Raw genomic sequence first — 19,283 nt, forward strand, 5'->3', positions numbered from 1 at the left:
TTTATCGGATAATCAGCATCTTGGATGAACACCGATAATCAGAGCGCCGGTCAGAACAAAACCGCTTCCTAAAAGACAACCCGCCATCTTACCCAGGGCGGTCGTCACCGGTTCCCGTGACTCCTCGATTCCTTTCTTGCGCAGCCACTCTGCGATTCCGCCTTCAATAAAACCGGCGATGCCGTCGGTGAGCGCATCGCCGATCACGCTGCCGGCGATTGCACCCATAACGCCAAAAAATGTCCCGCCCCACAGCGCCGGGATCGTCAAGAGTCCGGTATCCAGAGCCCCGAAGATCAAATCCGGGATTGCCCGTCTTAGAGAACGTTGTGCAATAATCAAACCCGCAAAAGGTACTACTGTCAAGCCGAAAACCACGGGGCCGACCGGAAGTCTGTGCTGAAGGGTGATTACCCCCATAACCGTGATGATGACTCCAAATATCGTCACGTAAGATGCTTTTTTTATCATATATTCTCCTTTTATTTTTGTATAAATTTATGGATTAATGCTTTTATTATATCTTTCTTTACTGATTGTGTCAACAAGACGTCCACATAATTGCTTGACAATCGCAAAATTTACCATAGAATTAAGGCATCGTAATTATTATATTATCGATGATTTTGTTGAATAAGCCGATTTTAAAAAGGAGGTAATAAAAATGGCTGAAGAAAAGAAGCAGGAATATTATATCTGTCCGTTCAGCAATGTTCAAAAACCGCGTATGTGTCCGGCAAAACATATGAATGCGGGATGGAAATGCCCCCTGGAAAGAGGCAGTGAATGTGCAATCGGGAAGCTTGCTGATATTCTGCAGCAGCAGAAGGTCGGCTATTAGCGATTAAAACTTTTACTCAATAATTTTTTAATAATGGCCTAAAAGGCCGCGGTCCTTTGCCACCTTTTCGCAGAACCTGAAGATCAAAAATCCGGTTATCAAATAAAAAAGGGCGTTCCCGATTAAGATTAAAATATCATAAACCGGCATTTTGTAAATAGGCACTTTATCCATCATATTCATGCCGATCAGATGAGTTCCCAGTGAAAAAGGTAGAATCTTTAATATCGGTGCTTTGTCAATCGGTGCCACGATGAAGCCGACGAAGATGAACTGCAGTATCTGGAAAAAAGCCTGGATCTTTTTAAATATGAGACCGAGTCCGCCGGTGATGAAACCTATTCCGTAGCCGCTGGCGATCGTCAGAATCAGAAGAGGCACAATAGTGATGAGGTCGAAATGCAAAAATCTGCCGGTGGTGACCATCATCAAAACGAGAATCGGTATCACCCAGACCAGACTCCAGATGAAGTTCGAGATTACCGTAAAGACCGCCACGGTTTCGTAACCCAGAGGTGTCATATAGAGCTGTTCCAGAGTTCCTGCCCGCGCTTCCTGAATAATGCCCCAGGAGAGCGTGCTGTAAGCGGCGATTGAATACGTCCAGATAAAGAACCCCACGATGAATCCCTCAGTGGTTCTGGAAAACGACGGCTGGTTCCCGCCGATGAACTTATAACCCAGGAAAAAGAGCAGAAAGACCAGGTAGATTGTGACTATTGCGGAAATCGTGTTGAACGGATACCGTTTGAGGTGAATCCACTCTTTCAAAAAGATTGTCTTGAAAAGAATCAAATATCTATTTTTCATCTTTCACCAGTTTAAGGTAAATCTTTTCAAAGTCGGGTTCAGTCGACTGGAGGTTCAACAGCTTGATATTCTGTTTCCGTAGGATGTCGAGCACCTCGTAAATCCGCATCGAGTCTTTCAGGTCAATGTAAATCGCTGTTTTCGTCTTGTCCTTCACAAACTTCGCACCCAAAAACTTGTTTGAAAACTCGGCTTTTAAAGTATCATCAATCTCACCCTTTATCTCGAACTTATACGTGTTGACCTTAAAGAACTCTTTTATCTTCTCGATCTTTTCGTCGGCGATGATGTTCCCCTGATTTATTATTATCACACGCTCACAGAGGTGCTCCACCACACCCATATTGTGTGAACTGAGAAGGATGGTCTTTCCTTGAGCGGCGACGTTCTGTTTCAGTAAGTTGCGCACTTCATAAGTCGCTTCGACATCAAGACCGAGCGTCGGCTCGTCCAGAAGCAGGATGTCGGTATTTTTAATAAGGGCACAGGCGATGGCGAGTTTCTGCTGCATGCCGCGTGAGAGAAATCGCGCTTCGGTGTTGATCTTTTCGCGCAGTCCGAACAGGTCGACCAGTTCCTCAATTTGGGTCTTCACCTGACGGGCGGAATAACCGTGTAATCCCGCGAACAGCCTGAGGTTTTCTTTAGTGCTCATGCGCCAGTAAACATTGCGGTTGCCTTCGAGAACCGCGGCGATCTTTTCAAATGCAAAACGCGGATGTTTGATTACGTCGGTGCCGTAAATCGAGATCTCACCTGACGTCGGATTGAGCAGACGGCACAAACACTTGATGGTCGTCGTCTTTCCTGCGCCGTTCGGTCCTAAGAGCCCTGCGATTTCACCTTTTCTGATGCTGAACCAGACGTTATCGACCGCCTTGATCTTCTGTTTTCTGGTTTTATAAATTTTACACAAACCCCTGCATTCTAGAATATTCATTGATAAATAATACACAGATTCTTCTTTTTGGCAAGGTGGTTTATGTCTCTGTTTTGCACTCTTTCCTATTTCACCTTCACCACTTTCCTGACTTCAGCACCTCCACCTGCTTCTACACCGATGAAATACACTCCGCAGGCAAGGTCTCTGGTGTCCAATTTCACGGTCTCACTGATTCCCGATGTCTCCCTCTTTTTTAACACCTCTCTTCCCGACACATCAAAGATTGTTACTTCTATGTTCTTTAGTCCACGCCCTTTGCCAAAGCCGACATTGAGCAGCCTTGAAAACGGATTCGGATAAACCTCAAAATCGTATGGAAGCGGCTCTTCTTTTGACTCCTCACAAGCGCCTGTGATCAAACTGGTCGGGAAAACCCAGCAGCGCACCGGGTTCTCGGTCAGAGTCCCCTCACCGTGTGGACAGGAACCTGCATCCTTATCCTCCACGTATGTGACAAAGATTGAATCGTGGACAACTGTTAGATGGGCAGTCGCCCAATCTTCGTCATAGCACGCACCCGGCTCTGCTCCCGGCGCCCGGGTATTGGTCAGATTGACATAATCTGACCAGGTAAGACCGCGGTCCGTGGAAAAGGCACCGTAAATCTCATCATTAATATAGCCTGCCGCGGAAGAATCAGTGTAGTCGTCATTACCACCCCAGATGCAGTAAAGATAGTTATCTGTTGTATCACAGATCAACACCGGTTTGTCTGCCGGTACACGCCAGGCGCCGTAATTTCCACCATCTGACGGACCGATCCACCAACCGCCCGGTTCATTATAATAGATGCTGGGACTGTTGACCACGGTGACTGTATCATTTAGCTCATCCCAGTGAAGAATCTTGGATGCCTGATAGTATGCCGCTGTATCAACCTTCCTGACGGTCCAGACGATATGCAGAACGTCGTCGGCATCAAATATCGCATACGGGTCGCAACATGCCCGCATTGTGTCGGTCGGCTGATACTCTGTCAAATTTATACATTCTCCCCAGGTCATTCCATTATCAGTTGAAATCATATACCACACATCATTGTCGAGTTGACCAGCGGCAAGGGAATCCGTAATGAATTGAGTGTGGGTAAAGACGACTTTCTGCGAAGTTGGATTCTTTGAAGCACAAAGGTAGTACGAAAGTGTGGCACAGGAATCAAAATTGAATATATTCATCCAGGTTTCGCCCAGGTCAGTCGTTAAATAAAGATGATGTTCAGCGGCATTATAGTCACCGGTCGCCATAAGAATATTATTATTATTCGCCACGCAGATAACCGGCCAGATGTGGTCAGCCACTCCCGGAGTCTTGGGGTCATTGGGCCAAAAACCTCCGAGATTCACGCCGTCGATGTCAATCCAGGAATAGTATCCTGTCCCGGCATCATATTGATAGGCAATCACCGACCTCTGACTGTCAGGGTCAGAATCCCTTGTTATATCTATCTGAACATAGCCGCTCCAGGAACCTGACGCCTGGGTCTCACCATAATAAGTTCCATCAGTAAAACGTGCGTTCCAGGCACAATATCTCATTGTCTGACCGGGATAATCCTGCCACATCCAGTCGATGTGCGCCTGGCCGTAATCATCAACCATTAACCGATGGCCGGCAGAACCTCCGCCGCCGCAGACCTGTTGTATATCATAGGCGGTCGTGCCGATCTGGTCGCCTGGTGACTGCCGTCCGCCGAGATACGGAGGACCGACCACCACCTCGACCTTTTCATCACCGCGTAATCTGGGCAACGCTTCATAGTGTGTGACCGCCGGAGAAGCGCCAAAAGAGAAAATAATTACCGTCATTAAAATCCATAATATTTTATAATTCAGCACATATCACCTCCAGTATATCTGTATTATAAGAAAAAACAAAACACCTGTCAAGCACAGGCTTTCCACTCACGCCTTCAGTCTTTTCCCTGCTTGACTTTAATGAATAATTGAATATCATAAGGATAAGCCGGGATGGCGGAATTGGGAGACGCGTTAGGTTCAGGACCTAATGCCTGCAAAGGTGTAGGGGTTCAAATCCCCTTCCCGGCATAGTTGCCAGAAAAAGAATGTTCCGCTGCGGTCAGATATTATTCAAATACCGGGGAGTGATCAGTGCTCCCTTTTTCATTCTTCTTCTGCTCTTCTCAAGACCGGTCTGTATACCGGTGCCTGCTTATGTTCTGATCGCTCTGGGATTGGCATTACGGCTCTGGGCTGCGGGCTACCTGGGAGAACGGTCCAGAAAAAACAGATTCGATGCGGAATACGTCGTCATAAACGGTCCTTATAAATATCTGAAACATCCTTTATACACGGGGAATTTCCTGCTCGTCTGCGGCGTGGTTATCCTCTTTAATCCGCCTCTCTGGTTGGGAACACTTTTGATCATCGTCTTTATCACGGAATACTCCATTATCGCCCGCAGTGAAACAGAATACCTGAAGAATCTTCCGACGAAAAGAACCGAATACCGGTTGAAAAATCTGAAGGGCGAGCTTTCCACGATACTGGTTACGAGTGTAGTAATACTTTTGTCTTTGTTGAAAACCCGACATTAATTAAAAATTATCAAACTCACTCTGGGAATCAAACTGTTCACTGAAACCGTGCAGGTCACACGAATCTTTCGGTTCTGTGCCCCTCACAAAGACCTCTTCGATCGGCTTGGGACAGTACTCATTTGCCAGAAGACCGGTCTTTGAGCATATCTTGCACTTCACCAGGCCGGGTGGTTGAGGAAACTCTTCAAACGGTGGTGAATCGATCTTCGAAAACAGCTCACCCCAGATCGGTGCACAGACGTTGCCGCCGGTCGCCCCCCGATAGATGCGGTCGTTGTTATCATTGCCCACCCATATTCCACAGACGTACTTCGGTGTAAAACCGATAAACCAGGCGTCTGAATAATTATTGGTGGTGCCTGTCTTGCCTGCGGCGGGCCCTTTATAATAGTGTCGTGCCCGATATGCCGTGCCGCCGTCCACAACCGCCCGCATCATATTGGTCATGATATAACTGATTTGCGGCGACAACTTCTGTTCGGGAATCGGCGCGTTTATCTCAATGAGGGTGCCGTCCCGAGCCGTGATTTTCCGTATCAGGGTCGTTGGAACCTTTTCACCGAGGTTGGCGATCGTGCCCACGGCACTCACCATCTCCATAAGACTCACCTCACACGAACCAAGGGCAAGGGAGACCACTGCGAGAAGAGGCGACTTCACACCGAGGTTGTGGGCGTACTTGACGACAAGCTCAGGGCCGATATTCCGAATCAACCTTATCGCCGCCAGGTTGCGGGAAAACTTCAACGCCTGCTTCAACGTGATCGGCCCCATAAACTTACGGTCGTAATTCGACGGTCTGTAAATACTGTCCATACCCGGCACCTCAAGCACAATGGGAAGGTCGAGCACAACGTCCGCCGGTGTGAAACCGTTGTCCAGCGCCGCAGTGAAGACAAAGATCTTAAATGCACTGCCCGCCTGACGGCGCGCCTGGGTCGCCCGATTGAATTTGCTCTGGGAAAAATCCCTGCCGCCGATCAACGCCTTGATTTCACCGGTGTGGTAATCGGCAAAGACCAGGGCACCCTGGAGATAAGGAGAATACGAAAGCGTGTCACTGACGCCGATTGAATCGAATACTGCCTTGGCGTTCTTGAACTTGTACTCCTTCTCAATGCCGGCGAGGTGTTTTTCCAGAATCTCCTCAGCGGTCTTCTGTATTTTCACATTCATCGTCGTGTAGATGTTCGCGCCGCTGCGGTAGAGAAATTCCGGACCGTACTTCAGTTCAAGATAGCGCCTTATCTCTTCTAAAAAATACTCTCCGACCTTCTTTTCAACCTTCTGTTCAACGACCTTAATCGGTTCGTTGACCGCCTCCTCGTATTCAGCAGGTGATATGACGTTTCCTTCCAGCATCTTCTTCAACACGAGATTGCGCCGCTGTCTGGCGAGCTCAGGATTTTTGTAAGGCGAATAAGTCTCCGGCGACTTGGGAATGGCGATCAAGAGTGCACACTCAGCAAGATTCAGTTTTGAAATATCTTTGTTGAAGTAGTACTTTGCAGCGGTGGCGACGCCGAAACGTCCCTGTCCGAAATTTATCTGATTCAGATATTTTTCCAGAATCTCGTCCTTGGTGTACGCCCGCTCGATTCTTATCGCCAGGGCTATCTCCTTCAGCTTCCTACCCATTGTCTGTTCCATTGTGAGAAACATGTTGCGCGCCAGCTGCATCGTGATGGTACTGCCGCCCTGCACCACCTTTCCGTGAAGAATGTTCGTAATCAACGCCCTTAACAGTCCCAGGATGTCAACGCCCCAGTGTTTATAAAAGAGTTTGTCTTCAATGCAGATAAGGCCGTTTTTAAGGTAATCAGGGACCCGGTCAAGGGACGTCAGCTCCCTCCTTTCAATGAAAAATTCACCGATTAAACTGTCGTTGTCGTCGTACACCCGGGTCGCCACCGGCGGCATAAAAAAGGAGATTGATTCTGCCGACGGCAGGTCCTTGACCACGGAAAAATAACCGCCCACACCGATGCCGAACAGCAGGGAGACGGCGATGATTATAATCCACCGGATACGGTGGTGCTTAATTGAGCGCTTCTTCACTCTTCGCATCGAATATATATAGTTTTTCAGGCTCGACCCTCAACCTCAGCGCTGCGCCGGGTTCGGTCCGGGTATCCGCGGGCAGGCGCGCGGCGAGCAGAAGCTCCCGACATCTGCCGTAAACAAAAAGTTCACTGCCCATCGGCTCAATCACGTCCACGACGATATTGACCGGTGAACCCCGGCTGATTGAAAAATCTGTCGGCCTTATTCCCATTATGACGTCACGGTTCAGAAATCTTTCAAATTCTTTGTTCAAATCTAAGGTTATGTTCGGATTGAAAAACTTTATTTTATCGTCGACCTTTTTGACCACTCCTTCAATAAAGTTCATCGGCGGACTGCCGATAAAACCGGCGACGAATTTGTTCTTCGGGTGATTGTAAAGGGTAGCGGGGTCGGCGCACTGCTGAATTTCTCCGTCTTTAAGCACGACGATCTTCTCACCGAGGGTCATCGCCTCGATTTGATCGTGGGTCACGTAAATCACCGTCGCTTCGAATTTTTTGTGCAGACGGGAAAGCTCGGCACGCATCTGCACCCGCAGTTTTGCATCAAGATTTGAAAGCGGTTCGTCAAACAGAAACAGTTTCGGCTGTCTGACGATCGCCCTGCCCACGGCAACCCGCTGCCTCTGTCCGCCGGAAAGCTGTCTGGGCTTTCTCTGAAGCAGATCTTTTATACCCAGTATCTCAGCAGCCTCGAAAACCCGCTTTCTTATCTCATCGCGGGGAAAACGGCGCATCTTCAGACCGAATGCGATATTATCGTAAACACTCATGTGGGGATAGAGTGCATAGTTCTGAAAGACCATTGCTATGTCACGATCTTTCGGAGAGAGTTCATTAACGCACTTTTCGTCGATGAAGATCTCTCCTGAATCGACCTGTTCCAGACCGGCGATCAGTCTTAAGGTCGTGGTCTTGCCGCATCCTGAAGGACCTACAAGAACAGTAAACTCCTTGTCTTTCACGTCAAAACTTATGTCTTTCGCTGCATAGATGTTTTTGTCGTAAATTTTTGTAACCTTATTCAGCAGAAGATGAGCCATTCTTCCAGATGATCTTTAATATCCTTATGAGGGTGTTTCTCAGCTCTTTTCTTGACACGATGAGGTCCACCAGACCGTGTGCCAGAAGGCTCTCTGAGCGCTGAAGCCCCGGAGGAAACTTCTCGCCGATTGTCTGCTCCGCCACCCGGGCGCCGGTAAAACCGAGCAGGGCGCCGGGTTCGGCGATTATAATGTCTCCGAGCGACGCATAGGACGCCATCACTCCGGCAGTGGTGGGATGGGTGAGAACAGATATATAGGGAAGCCCTTTCTCTGCAAGGAGTGCAAGTTCAGCCGACGTCTTCGCCATCTGCATCAATGAAAAGATCCCTTCCTGCATCCGTGCTCCGCCTGAGGCGGACAGGATTATCAAAGGAACCCCTTCTTTGCGCGCCAGTCTGATCGCCCGGGCGATCTTTTCACCGACGACAGACCCCATACTTCCGCCCATAAAACCAAAGTCCATCGCTGCAAAGACCACGGGGATGCCTCCTATCTTGGCATGACCGTAGACCACCCCTTCCTTCATCTTGGTCTTTTCCTGGGCGGCTTTCAGTTTCTTCTTGTAATTGGGGAAATCCAGCGGGTCCTTCGCCTCGATGTTGCCGTTCAGTTCCTGGAGTGCTGCATCATCAAGAAGGAGCGAGATGTAATTGCGGCAGCTTATTCTGAAATGGAACGTGCACTTCGGACATATCCAGAGATTCTTTGCCAGCTCCTTCCGATAAAGAATCTCGCCGCACGTCTCGCACTTCACCCACAAATCCTTGGGAAGCTGCAGCTTTTCTTCCGGCTTTGCCTTGACCTTCTTCTTAAACCACATAGACTATAATACTAACTTATTTTCAAAGATTGTCAAGACAAAAAATGTCTGAGTGTTAAGAAATCTTGACAACACGAAAAATTTTGTTATTATTAACAGTAAGAACGGTAAGGGTTGAAAAATTATAGAAAAAGGGAGGCTCGAATGATGTACACAGGAAAATGTTTTATTGCCACTACACTAAACGAGAAAATCTACTTCCTGGTTATTATCAAGAAAGAATAGATATAAAGGATCTTCCCAGTGGTATCTATTTTGTTGTACTTAGACAGGATAATGACAAGGTGACCAGAAAATTCCTTGTTGTAAAATAAAAGGGTAAAAAATGCTCTTGCTGTTCTTATCTTTCTGCACCGTAATCCTCTCCTTAAAAGAGAGGATTACGGTAAAGCAAACAAAGGAACCTATTGTGCAAAAATTTCTAATAATACTTATTTTTATCTTCGGTTATGGTCAGATAAGTCCCGATAGAATCTTAAATAAGCCATTAGTTCCCGAACAAAGGGCAGAACTTTATAATGGGAGAGATTGGGAATATGAAGTTGTTGATAGTGCAGCTTGCCCTAAATTCAATTCTCTTACAATCGATACCAATAATATTCCACATATTGTTTATGACAAAATTTATATGAAGAGTGTGGCCTATGCCCATCGCAGTAGTGGTGTCTGGCAGAAGGAGATGGTAGACAGTGCTTACCTGTGTTTTGGTTTTTCTATAATTTGTGATAGTAATAATAATCCCCATATCAGCTATTATGTTTGTAAAGATAGTTCTTTTAGCAAAACTTACATCTGTCATGGCTGTCGGCAAGATAATTGGATAATTGATACACTTGATTCAATTAATGGTTGGCTTGGCAACTACTTCGAGAATATTAATTCATCGATTAACATTGATACTTTGGGTTTACCTGGAATCGCCTATATTGTCTGGAATGTTGAGGATTCACTGCATTACATTAAATATGCCCATTATGACGGGATAGATTGGGATACATCGGTGGTGGAGTATGATTCAGCCTATGCAAATATTCAAAAGGCACCAACTGATTACAGTCCATCATTAGAATTTAGCAGTAAAAATATACCGTATATTGCTTTTTACCATGTTTATGCACTTTATAACAGTGATACTTTGAAGATTGCTTATTATGATGATACACTCAGTAAATGGATCGTAGACCCAGTACTTTGTGATATCCAAGCAGGAATTCCTGTTTCTCTGTCATTGAATAGCCAAGGTTATCCATTCATTGCTCACAGCGCAGGTGGAGGTCTATGGTGTTCCTGGTGGGATGGTTTTTCCTGGCAACATGAATATACAGGTAACGATTTAGGCTGGACAGGCATCAGAATTGACCTTGATTTAGATAGTCTGGATAATCCACATATTGCTTATTTACCAGATCCGATGGTTGCGCATCCTTGTTATTCTTATAAACAGAATGGTATGTGGTATAATTGCGGCTGGATCGAACCAGATTCTTCTACTTTAACTACACATGCAGATATTTCATTTGCACTGGATAGTAATGATCAATCTCACGTGTGCTATCCTGCACAAACGTCAAACGCTTATTTCAAATATGCCAAAGGTACATTTGTGGGGATTGAGGAAGTGAGCAGTAAGATGCCAGAATCAAGATATGAATTGGAGGTTTATCCAAATCCGAGTCGAGGGATAGTAAATATCGCATATACTTTACTTAAGTATAGTGATATAGAGTTATCGATTTACGACGTCACTGGTTCAAGAATGAATGTGTTGAAGCAAGAGAAAATTCCTCCTGGTTATTATCAAGAAAGAATAGATACAAAGAATCTTTCCAGTGGTATCTATTTTGTTGTACTTAGACAGGATAATGTCAAGGTTAGTAAGAAATTTTTGCTTGTGAAATAACTCCGATATTTTAACTCGATATCAGGTACTTGTTTCGTCCTTCAGAATAATCTGTTTTAAAAAGGAAAGTTAGTCTTTCTGTTCTGCCTTCTCTTTTATCTTTTCAACGGGACAATTTTATCTTTTGCCTAATAGACAAAAAATGTGCGTGGCCGGCTGTTTTTCTGTTGATTTTTAAACCAGAATTTGTATAATACTCCAAGGAGGAAACAATGGGTCATTTTCTGCTCTGTGTATTTTTGTCAACCAACGTGGTAGATGACTCCGTCATTCCGGTAAAAACACCTGTAAAAGAAAGCTACACAAAAAAGGCTCTGTTCAACGGTATTCTCGGTGTCGGTTTCACCGTCGGCGCTGTTTTCTACCACAAAAACGCCGATAAGGCATACGATGAGTATAAGACAAGCCGTTCAATAAAATCCGCCCTCGAAAACTGGCAAAAGATGTCTTTTTACGAAGGGGTCCGCAACGTCTGTGCCGCCGGTGCGCTGCTCTTTATAGGGCGGGCACTCTATTATCAGATAAAACAGATAAAGAAGTCGAAAGCCAGCTCCCTTGTTCCAGCTCTCGAGTTTAAATACCTCTGTCAAAACAAGTGGTCTCTGGGTATAATAAAAGAACTGTAAGGGAGGAAAAATGAAAAAGTTCTATCTGCTGATGCTCTTGGCTCTGGTCGCATCGTGGATTTCCGGCTGTCATGAAAGAACCAATGTCTTTGACATCCTCGACGAGGACTTCAAAACTCCTCCGCACATCTGGCTTGCTTATGCATCAGGAGCTTACTACGATACACTCGGTTATCTCATCGGCGTGCACATCGACATCTACTTCACGGACGATTTTGAAAAAACACTGCCCCTGTATCACGAATTCTATCAGGATGTAAGCCTGCGTCTGGAAATAGATTACGACGCCCCGGTCGGCACAAACAGTTATTACGTGGAAATATTCGGTCCTTATGAAGTGGGAGAATACTGTCTGAAAATATACTTCGGGAACATACCAATCGGTGCCTGTCTGTTTCAAGTGGTGTCAGAAGGTGATCGGCTGAAGATCAAAGATACCTTTACTTGCACCATGGAAATCCCGCAACCGGTTGACTGGTCTTACACAATAGCTGAATAAAAGAGAAAAAATTCTTGACGGTTTTAAAACAGCCGCCTCGGAAGTGGAACAAAAATGAAACAGTATTACGCGGAAAAGCTTTCCGGTGAACGTTTAAGGCGGTGTTATGAGATTGCTCCAACGCGGATCAAACAATACCTGAAAGCGGAATTGGACTACGTGTTCGGTCAGGTCAGAATTTCAAAACATCCATCTTTATGCAATGAATGCAGCGGCACTCGGTTTTCCCGACAGGTTCTTTGACTGCGTTATATGTATCCAAAATGGAATCGCGGTCTTTGATGTGGAACCGAAAAAACTGCTGCAGGAAAGCATCCGCGTCACGAAGATCCGTGGAACCCTGTTTTTCTCAAGCTACTCTGATAAAATCTGGGACGAACGGTTGAACTGGTTCAAACTCCAGTCTGAAGCAGGGCTGCTCGGTGAGATTGACGGCTCCAGTTTATTTTGCAAAATAACGCCTCTGCCCGACTCTTAGCACACTCCCTCTGTTCAGTACAAACTCCGCGAAGAATCTCCCTTTTTTCCAGCGCAGCTCCATTCCATGCACGAAGTGCATCCCTTCCAGCACCGCTCCCTATGCCCTCCGCCCTTTCCCCTATACCCTTCGCTCTTCGCTCTTAGCCCGCTCCCCCTTTCCCCTCTTCTCCTCCCCCTTGAGGGGGGAGGATTAAGGTGGGGGTGATCTTTCTTCCAGCACCGCTCCCTATACCCTCCGCCCTTTCCCCGTTTCTCCGTTTCCCCGTTTCACCCTTTCTCCCTTTCTCCATTTCCCCCTTTCCCTCAGTCCGAGGAGTTGGAAGTCCCTTCATATCCGTAAATCATTATCGAGGCTTGAAAAAGGTCTGCGGAAAACACCGTGCCACTGGGGAATTTTATCGGTGGATAAAAATTGTGCCCCCAGCTATTTGTTTCAGGACCGTCGCGCCAGAATATCTCACCGTTCACACGCAGCTCCGACGAACTGCGGTCACTCTGAAACATCATTCCGTAAAGCCAGAAAGTTCTGCCCACGGGCACTGTATATATGGTTCCTGACTGATTGGTATATTTCCAGACATTGGCCGGTTCATAAGCGAACAGAAACTGAATACTGAAAAACAGCATAAAAACAAAGACCGCAGATAATATTATTTTGTTATGACGTGCCATAAAACCTCCTCTTGTACTGAGTATAATTGATTTATCCGCTAAATCAAGAGGGGAAAAATGAAAAAATCAGGCTTTAATCGTCAGAACATTGCGACAAAGCCGAGAATCAGGGTTCTGCCGTACAAAACAAACGGCTTCACCTCACCGGTTGAACTTTCGAAGAAATAAGACACTGGGTTCTGCCGGTCCAAAAGATTCGTCACCTCGAAATACCCGATTATCCCCAGTCTCCACACCAGCACCTTTTTTTGAAGACGAACATCAAGTCGCTGATACGGTGGATAGCGGGCAGAGAATTCTGCACCGAAAAGGGGATAAAATTCTTGACGGACTGAATCATATTCTACATCTATGATCGGTGTGTAAACCCTGCCCGCTGCATTCTGAAATTTTATACCAAAATTAAATTCATTGAACAGGTCACAGGACAGCATCAAATTGAAATTATAGGGAACCTCAAATTCTGAGGTTTGTAAAGAAGCAAGTGTTTTTTCTTTTCTCTTTGAATCACAGACCCCGTAACCGCCCCAGCCCTTCAGTGGTCCGAAGTCGGAAAATTTTATGAATAATTCAACCCCCCGACTGTAACCATATCCATTATTGGTATATACATTATTCTCAAACCTCAACAGATGACGATAATCTTTATAATAACAATCTCCTCGAATCAGCCAGCATCCAAAATCTTTTTTGATTCCGATAGTATAATGTCTGGCCTCGAGTGATCCCGGTGTTCCCTGAAGATAGTACTCAATCTTAGGAAATTGATGGTAAACACCTGTGGAAAAATTTAATAGTATATTATTCCAGAGATTATATCCGATGGAAAAGCGCGGATCTAAGGTTAAAGAACCTGATCCATCTTGATAATCACACCTGACACCGGCGTTAAATGCATATCTTTCTAAAAAAGAAATCTCATTCTGAATGTAAATCCCGGCTGTCCATCTCTCCACGGTATCCCGATATTCTATTTTCGTTACAGAAGTATCACACCATCGAGTTGAGTCCTCAGGGAATAAATTGTATATATCAAATGTTGTTTTTTGAATCACAGCACCACTTTTTATATTATATTTTTCGTTCAGCATAAAACTGAAGTTTTCAGTCAGGTGATAACTTCTTTCAGTAGGTTTATGCTCGTAGATACCAGGTATATAATATCGGGGAGAATAATTCAAATATGCCAGGTTCAGCATGGAAATACCGTTTTCTTTTATAAAATTGATCATATTTAATGAAAGTATCCGACTCTGCTCTTTTTCTGTATATTCAAAGTTGTTAATCTCAACGGAAAATGCATCCTGGGTCAAAAGACCGAGTAATTCAATACGTTCGCCGCTGTCATTTATATGATAAGTCAGTTTCGCCGTGAAATCCCGCCAATAAGGTGTAATATTAAAATCTTCTTTTTTCAATAAAAAATCTGTAAAATTTTGCCGGTAGGAACAGATTAATGAAACTCTGTGAGTAACCGATGATTCCAGGTGGCAACCCAGGGAAGCATTACTACCCCCTAAGGATCCGGTAAATGTCCGTGAACTTCTATATTTAGATTTAATGTCTACAACCGACGAAATACTATTTCCATATTGAGCGGGAAATCCCGAAAGATAAATAGCTACGTCACGACATACAACAGGGTCAAAAATTGAAAAAAGACCACCTCCAATGTTTTCTTGATGAAAAGCATGTATAATCGGTGTATAATCAAGCAAAACGATATTTTCTTCAGGACTTCCACCATGGGGGTAAATCGGCGCTATATCACTACCAGAATTCGCTCCCGGCAAGGATTTTATGACCCAGAACATTTCCGCTGCACCACCGACATCATTATAGATATCCAGAGAAGAGAAAGTGCCGGATTTCTCAGTCTGTTCAGAGATAAAATATGAACTTGTGGCGGTAATTGTTTCTTTAATACTAATGGGGACTTCTTCCAGCAAAACCGTAAGATAAATTTCAGAATCTTTCAGTAAAATACTTTTTTCAACCTCACGATAGCCGATACGTGAAAAAATTACTGTATACTCACCTGCATGGGGTAATCGTAACGAAAAATTCCCCTGTTCGTCTGTAGCCGTTCCGATTTTGCTATCTTGAATATAGACATCGACAAGATAAAGAGGTCGGGAAGTGTCCTTGTCTCGGACCTGGCCGGTTAATAAATTATAGGTAAAAAGAAAAAAAAGAATCATTCTTTAATCTTCTTCAATTCCATTTTTGCCCATTTATAAGACGGTTCTATCTCCAAAGCTTTTTTCATCACCCTTATCGCCGAATTGACATTATTATTTTCTTTATAGGCGATCCCCAACCAAACATAGAATTCAGCGACTTCAGGAGAGAGCTCAACGGCTTTCAAAAATTCAACCAATGCCTTTTGTTTATCTCCTCCCCATTTTTGAGGAGTATGCAGGTATCTAATACCTAAACGTAAATGTGCCCAGGGGTTATCTGGATCAAGTTCGACACCTTTTTCAAGTTCTTTTTTTGACTTGGGTCCGAATATCATCCCGGCTAAAGGATTATCGTCTAAAACAATCTTCATACCATAAAGTGTTCCCAAAAGGGCATGGGCATCGGAATAATCCACCGCAATATCTATAGATTTCTTCACCCTTTCAATACTTTTATTCAAGTATTCTTTTGCTCGCTCTTTCTTACCTGCCACGTAGTAATAGTTGAGAATGCGATAGCTGCTTTCGCTTAGATAATAGTAAGTGGTACAGTTACATACCCCCTCTGTTTCTTCTAACAACAAGGATTCCGCTTTGAAAAGCATATTGATATTCTGTAAATATGTCCCTTGTTCCAGGTAATACAATGCACTGTCAATCTGAAAAAAAATTGCAAATATCAACATCATTCAATTCCTAATCGTTTTTTAAGAACGTCATTATCAGGGAAAAGAGAGAATCCTTTCTTCCATACTGCAGTGGCTTTATCTTCTTCTTTTACCTTTCTGTAAAGATCACCGAGCGTGATATACGTGAATACAAATTCAGGTCGTAAAGTATCTGTCTTCTCCTGTATCTGCAGAAGTTTACTTAAGATCTTTATCGCTTCGCTGTCGCAGTTAAAATCCTGGGGCATATGATAATAAGTCATACCTAATGCATAAAGAGCCGACCAATGAAGAGAATCTATAGCAATTGTTTTTTTGAACTCATCTATGGCGGAAGATGCAAGCATTCCGGCTTCTGGACCGGGACTATGCTGAATTTTGTCGATATAAGCCATTCCTAAAGCAAAATGAAAATCGGCTTTGTTTTTATCGACACGAACCATTTTTTTGAAAAATCCAATTTCCCGTTCAATTTCCTGTTTACTGAGACAAAGCTCTCGATACCTGTTTATTGCAGCTTCATCTGTTTTAACCTGCAAAATTCTTTCCAAATCAACCAGTGCCTTGATAGTATCTCCACGATACAGAGAACTATCTACGAGCTGTTGATAATATTTTAAGGACTCAGGAGGGAAAACAGAATTGACCTCTTGTTTTCCACGACAGCTGAGCTGTGTGATTATCAGTAAAAGAAAAATATAACTTGCAGGGATTTTCATAACACCTCCTCTTTTTTGAATCTTTTGACTGCAAGGGACAGACACAGAATTAACCAAAAGAGCAATATACCCAATTCTGTGATGTTTTGGAAAAAAGGTGTGCCGCGTATTATAATATTAGAAAGACCTTTATTCAAATAGGTATAAGGAAACACATGGGCAATTATTTTCAAAAACTGCGGCAGATGGTCGATAGAATAAAAAGTGCCGCCGAGAAAAAGCATAGGGAAAAACAAAAGATTGGCGGTCTGAATTGTCTGACTCTGTGTTCGGCCTAAAGAAACGAGAAACACCGCCAAAGCTGCTAATGATAATGTTCCTATAAATAAAATTAAGTTCACCTCAAATATGTTGCCCTTTATTCGAAATCCGAATACTGTATATGAAAAAAGCATAAAAAGATTGGCTACAACAAAAAGGATTATGAATCTGCTTATAATAAGACCGCTGAGATATATTAATTCGCTGACCGGTGAAATTGTAAGCCTTTTATAAAAACCATGCTGTCGGTAAAAATTCAGGACAAGTCCCGCGCCGAATACGGCGATATTGAGAGCAATCATACCGGTAAGCCCGCTCGTTAAGGTATTAATATAACCAGGGAATTTACCCCAAATGCCGGCAAAAAGCAGAAGACAAATAAAGGGAAAAGCTAAAGTATAGAAAACCGATTCTCTCTGCCTGATAAACAGCATCAATTCAATCCTGATGATCTTCAGCAATTTAGTCATTGAATTCCTCTCCGACTAATAGAAGGAAAACATCCGTTAAATCCACATTTTTCTGCGTAAAATTTTGATTGGATTTCTGCAATACATGGATAAGTTCTTGCGGCTGGTTTGTGAAAAAATATGTATTTACGGCTGTGTGAACAACCTTTGTTACTGGAGAATTTATCTTCAGAGAAAAATCCACTGGGCATGTTATGCGGAATTTAAATCCTATGTTTTTCACCAGACTCTGCGGTGAATCAATAGCACATAATTTCCCTTTATGAATAATTCCAATCCGATCACATAGTTTATCTGCTTCTGTAATATTGTGTGTATTAATGAAGACTGTTTTGTTTTCTTTTTTACAACCTTTCAAATAATCAAAAAATTTTTGCCGCGCAACAGGATCAAGGCGGGAAAACGGTTCATCAAGAATCAACACCCGGGGATCGTGAAGGCAAGCCAATATCATACCAAGACGTTGTTTTTCTCCCCGGGAAAGATGTTTATACAGCCGCTCCTTTTTATTCGCCAGTCCAAATCTTTCCAGAAGGAATCGTATCCGCTCGGATGATTTTATATTATGGAATGAAGCAAATAATTCAACAGCTTCTTTTACTTTTATGTTCCAGGGTAGAGCGGTATAATCCAATTGTACGCCTATAATACCTGCCAACCTTTTCCGTTGAAAAAAAGGATCCACGTTAGCAACAGAAATCTCTCCGGATGAAGGTTTTTTTAATCCAACGATCATCTCTGAAATTGTTGTTTTGCCGCTTCCATTGGGTCCCAAGAGTCCAAAAATTTCTCCCTTTTCCACAGTAAAAGAGATTTCGTCCACGGCGGTAAATCCATCATATTTTTTAGTCACTCTTTCGAATCTAATAGCAGCCATTTTGTGTTCTCTTTCTATTCAAAAACAGGCTTACCTATAACAATCGGATATAAAACAGCCTCATTAACACCATCAACTTCCAGAAAAGAATTAATTTCATCATCATGGAAGCCTCCGATAAGAACCGAACCTAAACTGATGGCTTCGCATATCAGGGATAAATTCTGAGCTACATGACCACTTTCCATAAGAACGAAACGATAACCGCGTTCGTGATATTTGAATGTTGTTCTTTTAAATATTCCCGTTATAAACAAAACAGCATTCGCACCTTTAATCATTTGTTGGATCATACATGCATTTGAAATAGAATCTCGAAAATCGCCCAATTTTAATTCTTCAAGCGCGTGATGTAATACATTATAATGATAGAGTCCCGGTTTAATATCTTGTGACAAAAAAATGTTTATGTAAAGTTCCAGGGGATAAAGAGCACCAGCCGAGGGAGTAACCCGTAAGAATTGAATCACGGTTGGATCCTTTGGAATGGGAACTTTTGCATTAATGCCGTAAGAAAAATACAGTAATTTTGCTGTTTCTTCTATCGTAATGGGCTTTCCGCTAAAATTTCTTCTTGTACGGCGTTGTCTGATAATTGTTTCAATGCTTTTATGTGAATTCGTAAAAGTTTTCGGTAATTTTATCTGTTTTTTGCCGGCATAGAGTTTATATGACATCGCCATTCTTTTCAAAAAATAAGGATGTCGTGTAACTGTTTCTATAAAAGTTCCATACTCACGGCTGTATAATTTGTTAATTTTAGTGTTCTCGTGAAAGATTTCCCATAAATTCCAGAGATGATTATCAGTAAGCTCGGCAAAAATATCTCTTTTTCTTTTTCGCAT

The 19,283-nt window shown here is 43.6% G+C and carries 20 protein-coding genes and 1 tRNA gene; 7 read left to right on the plus strand and 14 right to left on the minus strand.

Translation table 11 applies throughout. From position 1 onward, the window contains the following. Positions 1-12: 12 nt before the first annotated feature. From ENI34_04945 to ENI34_04960, 4 genes are all read right to left on the minus strand, one after another. On the minus strand, positions 13-471 hold the full coding sequence (locus ENI34_04945) for a hypothetical protein (protein ID HEC78475.1): 459 nt from the start codon (positions 469-471) through the stop codon (positions 13-15). A gap of 397 nt (positions 472-868) precedes the next feature. Further along, positions 869-1,651 carry an ABC transporter permease gene (locus tag ENI34_04950; GenBank protein HEC78476.1) on the minus strand — a complete coding sequence of 261 codons (783 nt, stop codon included), beginning with the start codon at positions 1,649-1,651 and terminating at the stop codon, positions 869-871. Further along, positions 1,641-2,591, minus strand: a complete 951-nt coding sequence (locus tag ENI34_04955; protein HEC78477.1) for an ABC transporter ATP-binding protein — start codon at positions 2,589-2,591, stop codon at positions 1,641-1,643. Before ENI34_04955 ends, ENI34_04950 begins: the two co-directional genes overlap by 11 nt. A gap of 65 nt (positions 2,592-2,656) precedes the next feature. After that, entirely contained in the window at positions 2,657-4,399 is a 1,743-nt protein-coding gene (locus ENI34_04960; GenBank protein HEC78478.1) for a T9SS type A sorting domain-containing protein, read from the minus strand. A gap of 156 nt (positions 4,400-4,555) precedes the next feature. Here ENI34_04960 and ENI34_04965 point away from each other — a divergent pair. Together ENI34_04965 and ENI34_04970 are read left to right on the plus strand one after the other, a co-directional pair. Next, a tRNA-Leu gene (locus ENI34_04965) sits at positions 4,556-4,639 on the plus strand. 17 nt (positions 4,640-4,656) lie between these two features. Beyond that, complete coding sequence (locus ENI34_04970) at positions 4,657-5,148, plus strand: hypothetical protein (GenBank protein ID HEC78479.1); 492 nt, start codon at positions 4,657-4,659, stop codon at positions 5,146-5,148. Here the strand turns inward: ENI34_04970 and ENI34_04975 are convergent, their stop codons facing one another. The 3 genes from ENI34_04975 to ENI34_04985 are packed head-to-tail and all read right to left on the minus strand — an operon-like array spanning position 5,149 to position 9,083. Further along, the gene (locus tag ENI34_04975; protein ID HEC78480.1) at positions 5,149-7,218 is read right to left on the minus strand and encodes a PBP1A family penicillin-binding protein; all 2,070 of its coding nucleotides are present in this window, start codon (positions 7,216-7,218) and stop codon (positions 5,149-5,151) included. Beyond that, positions 7,190-8,260 (minus strand): sn-glycerol-3-phosphate ABC transporter ATP-binding protein UgpC, encoded by a 1,071-nt coding sequence (gene ugpC, locus ENI34_04980; GenBank protein ID HEC78481.1) that lies wholly within the window; start codon positions 8,258-8,260, stop codon positions 7,190-7,192. The genes ENI34_04975 and ugpC overlap by 29 nt, the downstream gene beginning before the upstream one ends. Continuing rightward, positions 8,238-9,083: an acetyl-CoA carboxylase carboxyltransferase subunit beta gene (locus ENI34_04985; GenBank protein ID HEC78482.1), complete on the minus strand. Its 846-nt coding sequence runs from the start codon at positions 9,081-9,083 to the stop codon at positions 8,238-8,240. The genes ugpC and ENI34_04985 overlap by 23 nt, the downstream gene beginning before the upstream one ends. A 161-nt stretch (positions 9,084-9,244) precedes the next feature. Here ENI34_04985 and ENI34_04990 point away from each other — a divergent pair, with 161 nt between their 5' ends. The 5 genes from ENI34_04990 (at position 9,245) to ENI34_05010 (ending at position 12,586) form a co-directional block, all read left to right on the plus strand. After that, positions 9,245-9,397, plus strand: a complete 153-nt coding sequence (locus tag ENI34_04990; GenBank protein ID HEC78483.1) for a T9SS type A sorting domain-containing protein — start codon at positions 9,245-9,247, stop codon at positions 9,395-9,397. Positions 9,398-9,408: 11 nt separating this feature from the next. Further along, entirely contained in the window at positions 9,409-10,983 is a 1,575-nt protein-coding gene (locus tag ENI34_04995; protein ID HEC78484.1) for a T9SS type A sorting domain-containing protein, read from the plus strand. A 212-nt stretch (positions 10,984-11,195) separates the two neighbouring features. After that, positions 11,196-11,609 (plus strand): hypothetical protein, encoded by a 414-nt coding sequence (locus tag ENI34_05000; GenBank protein HEC78485.1) that lies wholly within the window; start codon positions 11,196-11,198, stop codon positions 11,607-11,609. 10 nt (positions 11,610-11,619) lie between these two features. Continuing rightward, positions 11,620-12,108, plus strand: a complete 489-nt coding sequence (locus tag ENI34_05005) for a hypothetical protein (GenBank protein ID HEC78486.1) — start codon at positions 11,620-11,622, stop codon at positions 12,106-12,108. A gap of 202 nt (positions 12,109-12,310) precedes the next feature. Further along, entirely contained in the window at positions 12,311-12,586 is a 276-nt protein-coding gene (locus tag ENI34_05010; GenBank protein HEC78487.1) for a methyltransferase domain-containing protein, read from the plus strand. A gap of 305 nt (positions 12,587-12,891) precedes the next feature. Here the strand turns inward: ENI34_05010 and ENI34_05015 are convergent, their stop codons facing one another. From ENI34_05015 to ENI34_05045, 7 genes are all read right to left on the minus strand, one after another. After that, positions 12,892-13,260 (minus strand): hypothetical protein, encoded by a 369-nt coding sequence (locus tag ENI34_05015; protein ID HEC78488.1) that lies wholly within the window; start codon positions 13,258-13,260, stop codon positions 12,892-12,894. Positions 13,261-13,340: 80 nt separating this feature from the next. Then, positions 13,341-15,461, minus strand: a complete 2,121-nt coding sequence (locus ENI34_05020) for a hypothetical protein (protein ID HEC78489.1) — start codon at positions 15,459-15,461, stop codon at positions 13,341-13,343. After that, positions 15,458-16,132, minus strand: coding sequence for a hypothetical protein (locus tag ENI34_05025; GenBank protein HEC78490.1), 675 nt, complete (start codon positions 16,130-16,132; stop codon positions 15,458-15,460). Before ENI34_05025 ends, ENI34_05020 begins: the two co-directional genes overlap by 4 nt. After that, positions 16,129-16,830, minus strand: coding sequence for a hypothetical protein (locus ENI34_05030; GenBank protein HEC78491.1), 702 nt, complete (start codon positions 16,828-16,830; stop codon positions 16,129-16,131). The genes ENI34_05025 and ENI34_05030 overlap by 4 nt, the downstream gene beginning before the upstream one ends. Then, positions 16,827-17,561 (minus strand): ABC transporter permease, encoded by a 735-nt coding sequence (locus ENI34_05035; GenBank protein ID HEC78492.1) that lies wholly within the window; start codon positions 17,559-17,561, stop codon positions 16,827-16,829. Before ENI34_05035 ends, ENI34_05030 begins: the two co-directional genes overlap by 4 nt. After that, entirely contained in the window at positions 17,554-18,438 is an 885-nt protein-coding gene (locus ENI34_05040; GenBank protein ID HEC78493.1) for an ABC transporter ATP-binding protein, read from the minus strand. The genes ENI34_05035 and ENI34_05040 overlap by 8 nt, the downstream gene beginning before the upstream one ends. Before the next feature lie 14 nt (positions 18,439-18,452). Further along, on the minus strand, positions 18,453-19,283 hold the full coding sequence (locus tag ENI34_05045) for a SagB/ThcOx family dehydrogenase (GenBank protein HEC78494.1): 831 nt from the start codon (positions 19,281-19,283) through the stop codon (positions 18,453-18,455).

Source organism: candidate division WOR-3 bacterium (assembly GCA_011052815.1).
Lineage (GTDB): Bacteria > Hydrothermota > Tepidihabitantia > SM23-42 > SM23-42 > DRIG01.

What these genes read in the sequence shown, in the direction of transcription:
- ENI34_04945 (HEC78475.1), bottom strand. Translation starts at nt 471, where the DNA reads ATGATAAAAAAAGCATCTTACGTGACGATATTTGGAGTCATCATCACG.
- ENI34_04950 (HEC78476.1), bottom strand. Translation starts at nt 1,651, where the DNA reads ATGAAAAATAGATATTTGATTCTTTTCAAGACAATCTTTTTGAAAGAG.
- ENI34_04955 (HEC78477.1), bottom strand. Translation starts at nt 2,591, where the DNA reads ATGAATATTCTAGAATGCAGGGGTTTGTGTAAAATTTATAAAACCAGA.
- ENI34_04960 (HEC78478.1), bottom strand. Translation starts at nt 4,399, where the DNA reads ATGACGGTAATTATTTTCTCTTTTGGCGCTTCTCCGGCGGTCACACAC.
- ENI34_04970 (HEC78479.1), top strand. Translation starts at nt 4,657, where the DNA reads ATGTTCCGCTGCGGTCAGATATTATTCAAATACCGGGGAGTGATCAGT.
- ENI34_04975 (HEC78480.1), bottom strand. Translation starts at nt 7,218, where the DNA reads ATGCGAAGAGTGAAGAAGCGCTCAATTAAGCACCACCGTATCCGGTGG.
- ugpC (HEC78481.1), bottom strand. Translation starts at nt 8,260, where the DNA reads ATGGCTCATCTTCTGCTGAATAAGGTTACAAAAATTTACGACAAAAAC.
- ENI34_04985 (HEC78482.1), bottom strand. Translation starts at nt 9,083, where the DNA reads ATGTGGTTTAAGAAGAAGGTCAAGGCAAAGCCGGAAGAAAAGCTGCAG.
- ENI34_04990 (HEC78483.1), top strand. Translation starts at nt 9,245, where the DNA reads ATGTTTTATTGCCACTACACTAAACGAGAAAATCTACTTCCTGGTTAT.
- ENI34_04995 (HEC78484.1), top strand. Translation starts at nt 9,409, where the DNA reads ATGCTCTTGCTGTTCTTATCTTTCTGCACCGTAATCCTCTCCTTAAAA.
- ENI34_05000 (HEC78485.1), top strand. Translation starts at nt 11,196, where the DNA reads ATGGGTCATTTTCTGCTCTGTGTATTTTTGTCAACCAACGTGGTAGAT.
- ENI34_05005 (HEC78486.1), top strand. Translation starts at nt 11,620, where the DNA reads ATGAAAAAGTTCTATCTGCTGATGCTCTTGGCTCTGGTCGCATCGTGG.
- ENI34_05010 (HEC78487.1), top strand. Translation starts at nt 12,311, where the DNA reads ATGAATGCAGCGGCACTCGGTTTTCCCGACAGGTTCTTTGACTGCGTT.
- ENI34_05015 (HEC78488.1), bottom strand. Translation starts at nt 13,260, where the DNA reads ATGGCACGTCATAACAAAATAATATTATCTGCGGTCTTTGTTTTTATG.
- ENI34_05020 (HEC78489.1), bottom strand. Translation starts at nt 15,461, where the DNA reads ATGATTCTTTTTTTTCTTTTTACCTATAATTTATTAACCGGCCAGGTC.
- ENI34_05025 (HEC78490.1), bottom strand. Translation starts at nt 16,132, where the DNA reads ATGATGTTGATATTTGCAATTTTTTTTCAGATTGACAGTGCATTGTAT.
- ENI34_05030 (HEC78491.1), bottom strand. Translation starts at nt 16,830, where the DNA reads ATGAAAATCCCTGCAAGTTATATTTTTCTTTTACTGATAATCACACAG.
- ENI34_05035 (HEC78492.1), bottom strand. Translation starts at nt 17,561, where the DNA reads ATGACTAAATTGCTGAAGATCATCAGGATTGAATTGATGCTGTTTATC.
- ENI34_05040 (HEC78493.1), bottom strand. Translation starts at nt 18,438, where the DNA reads ATGGCTGCTATTAGATTCGAAAGAGTGACTAAAAAATATGATGGATTT.
- ENI34_05045 (HEC78494.1), bottom strand. Translation starts at nt 19,283, where the DNA reads ATGCGAAAAAGAAAAAGAGATATTTTTGCCGAGCTTACTGATAATCAT.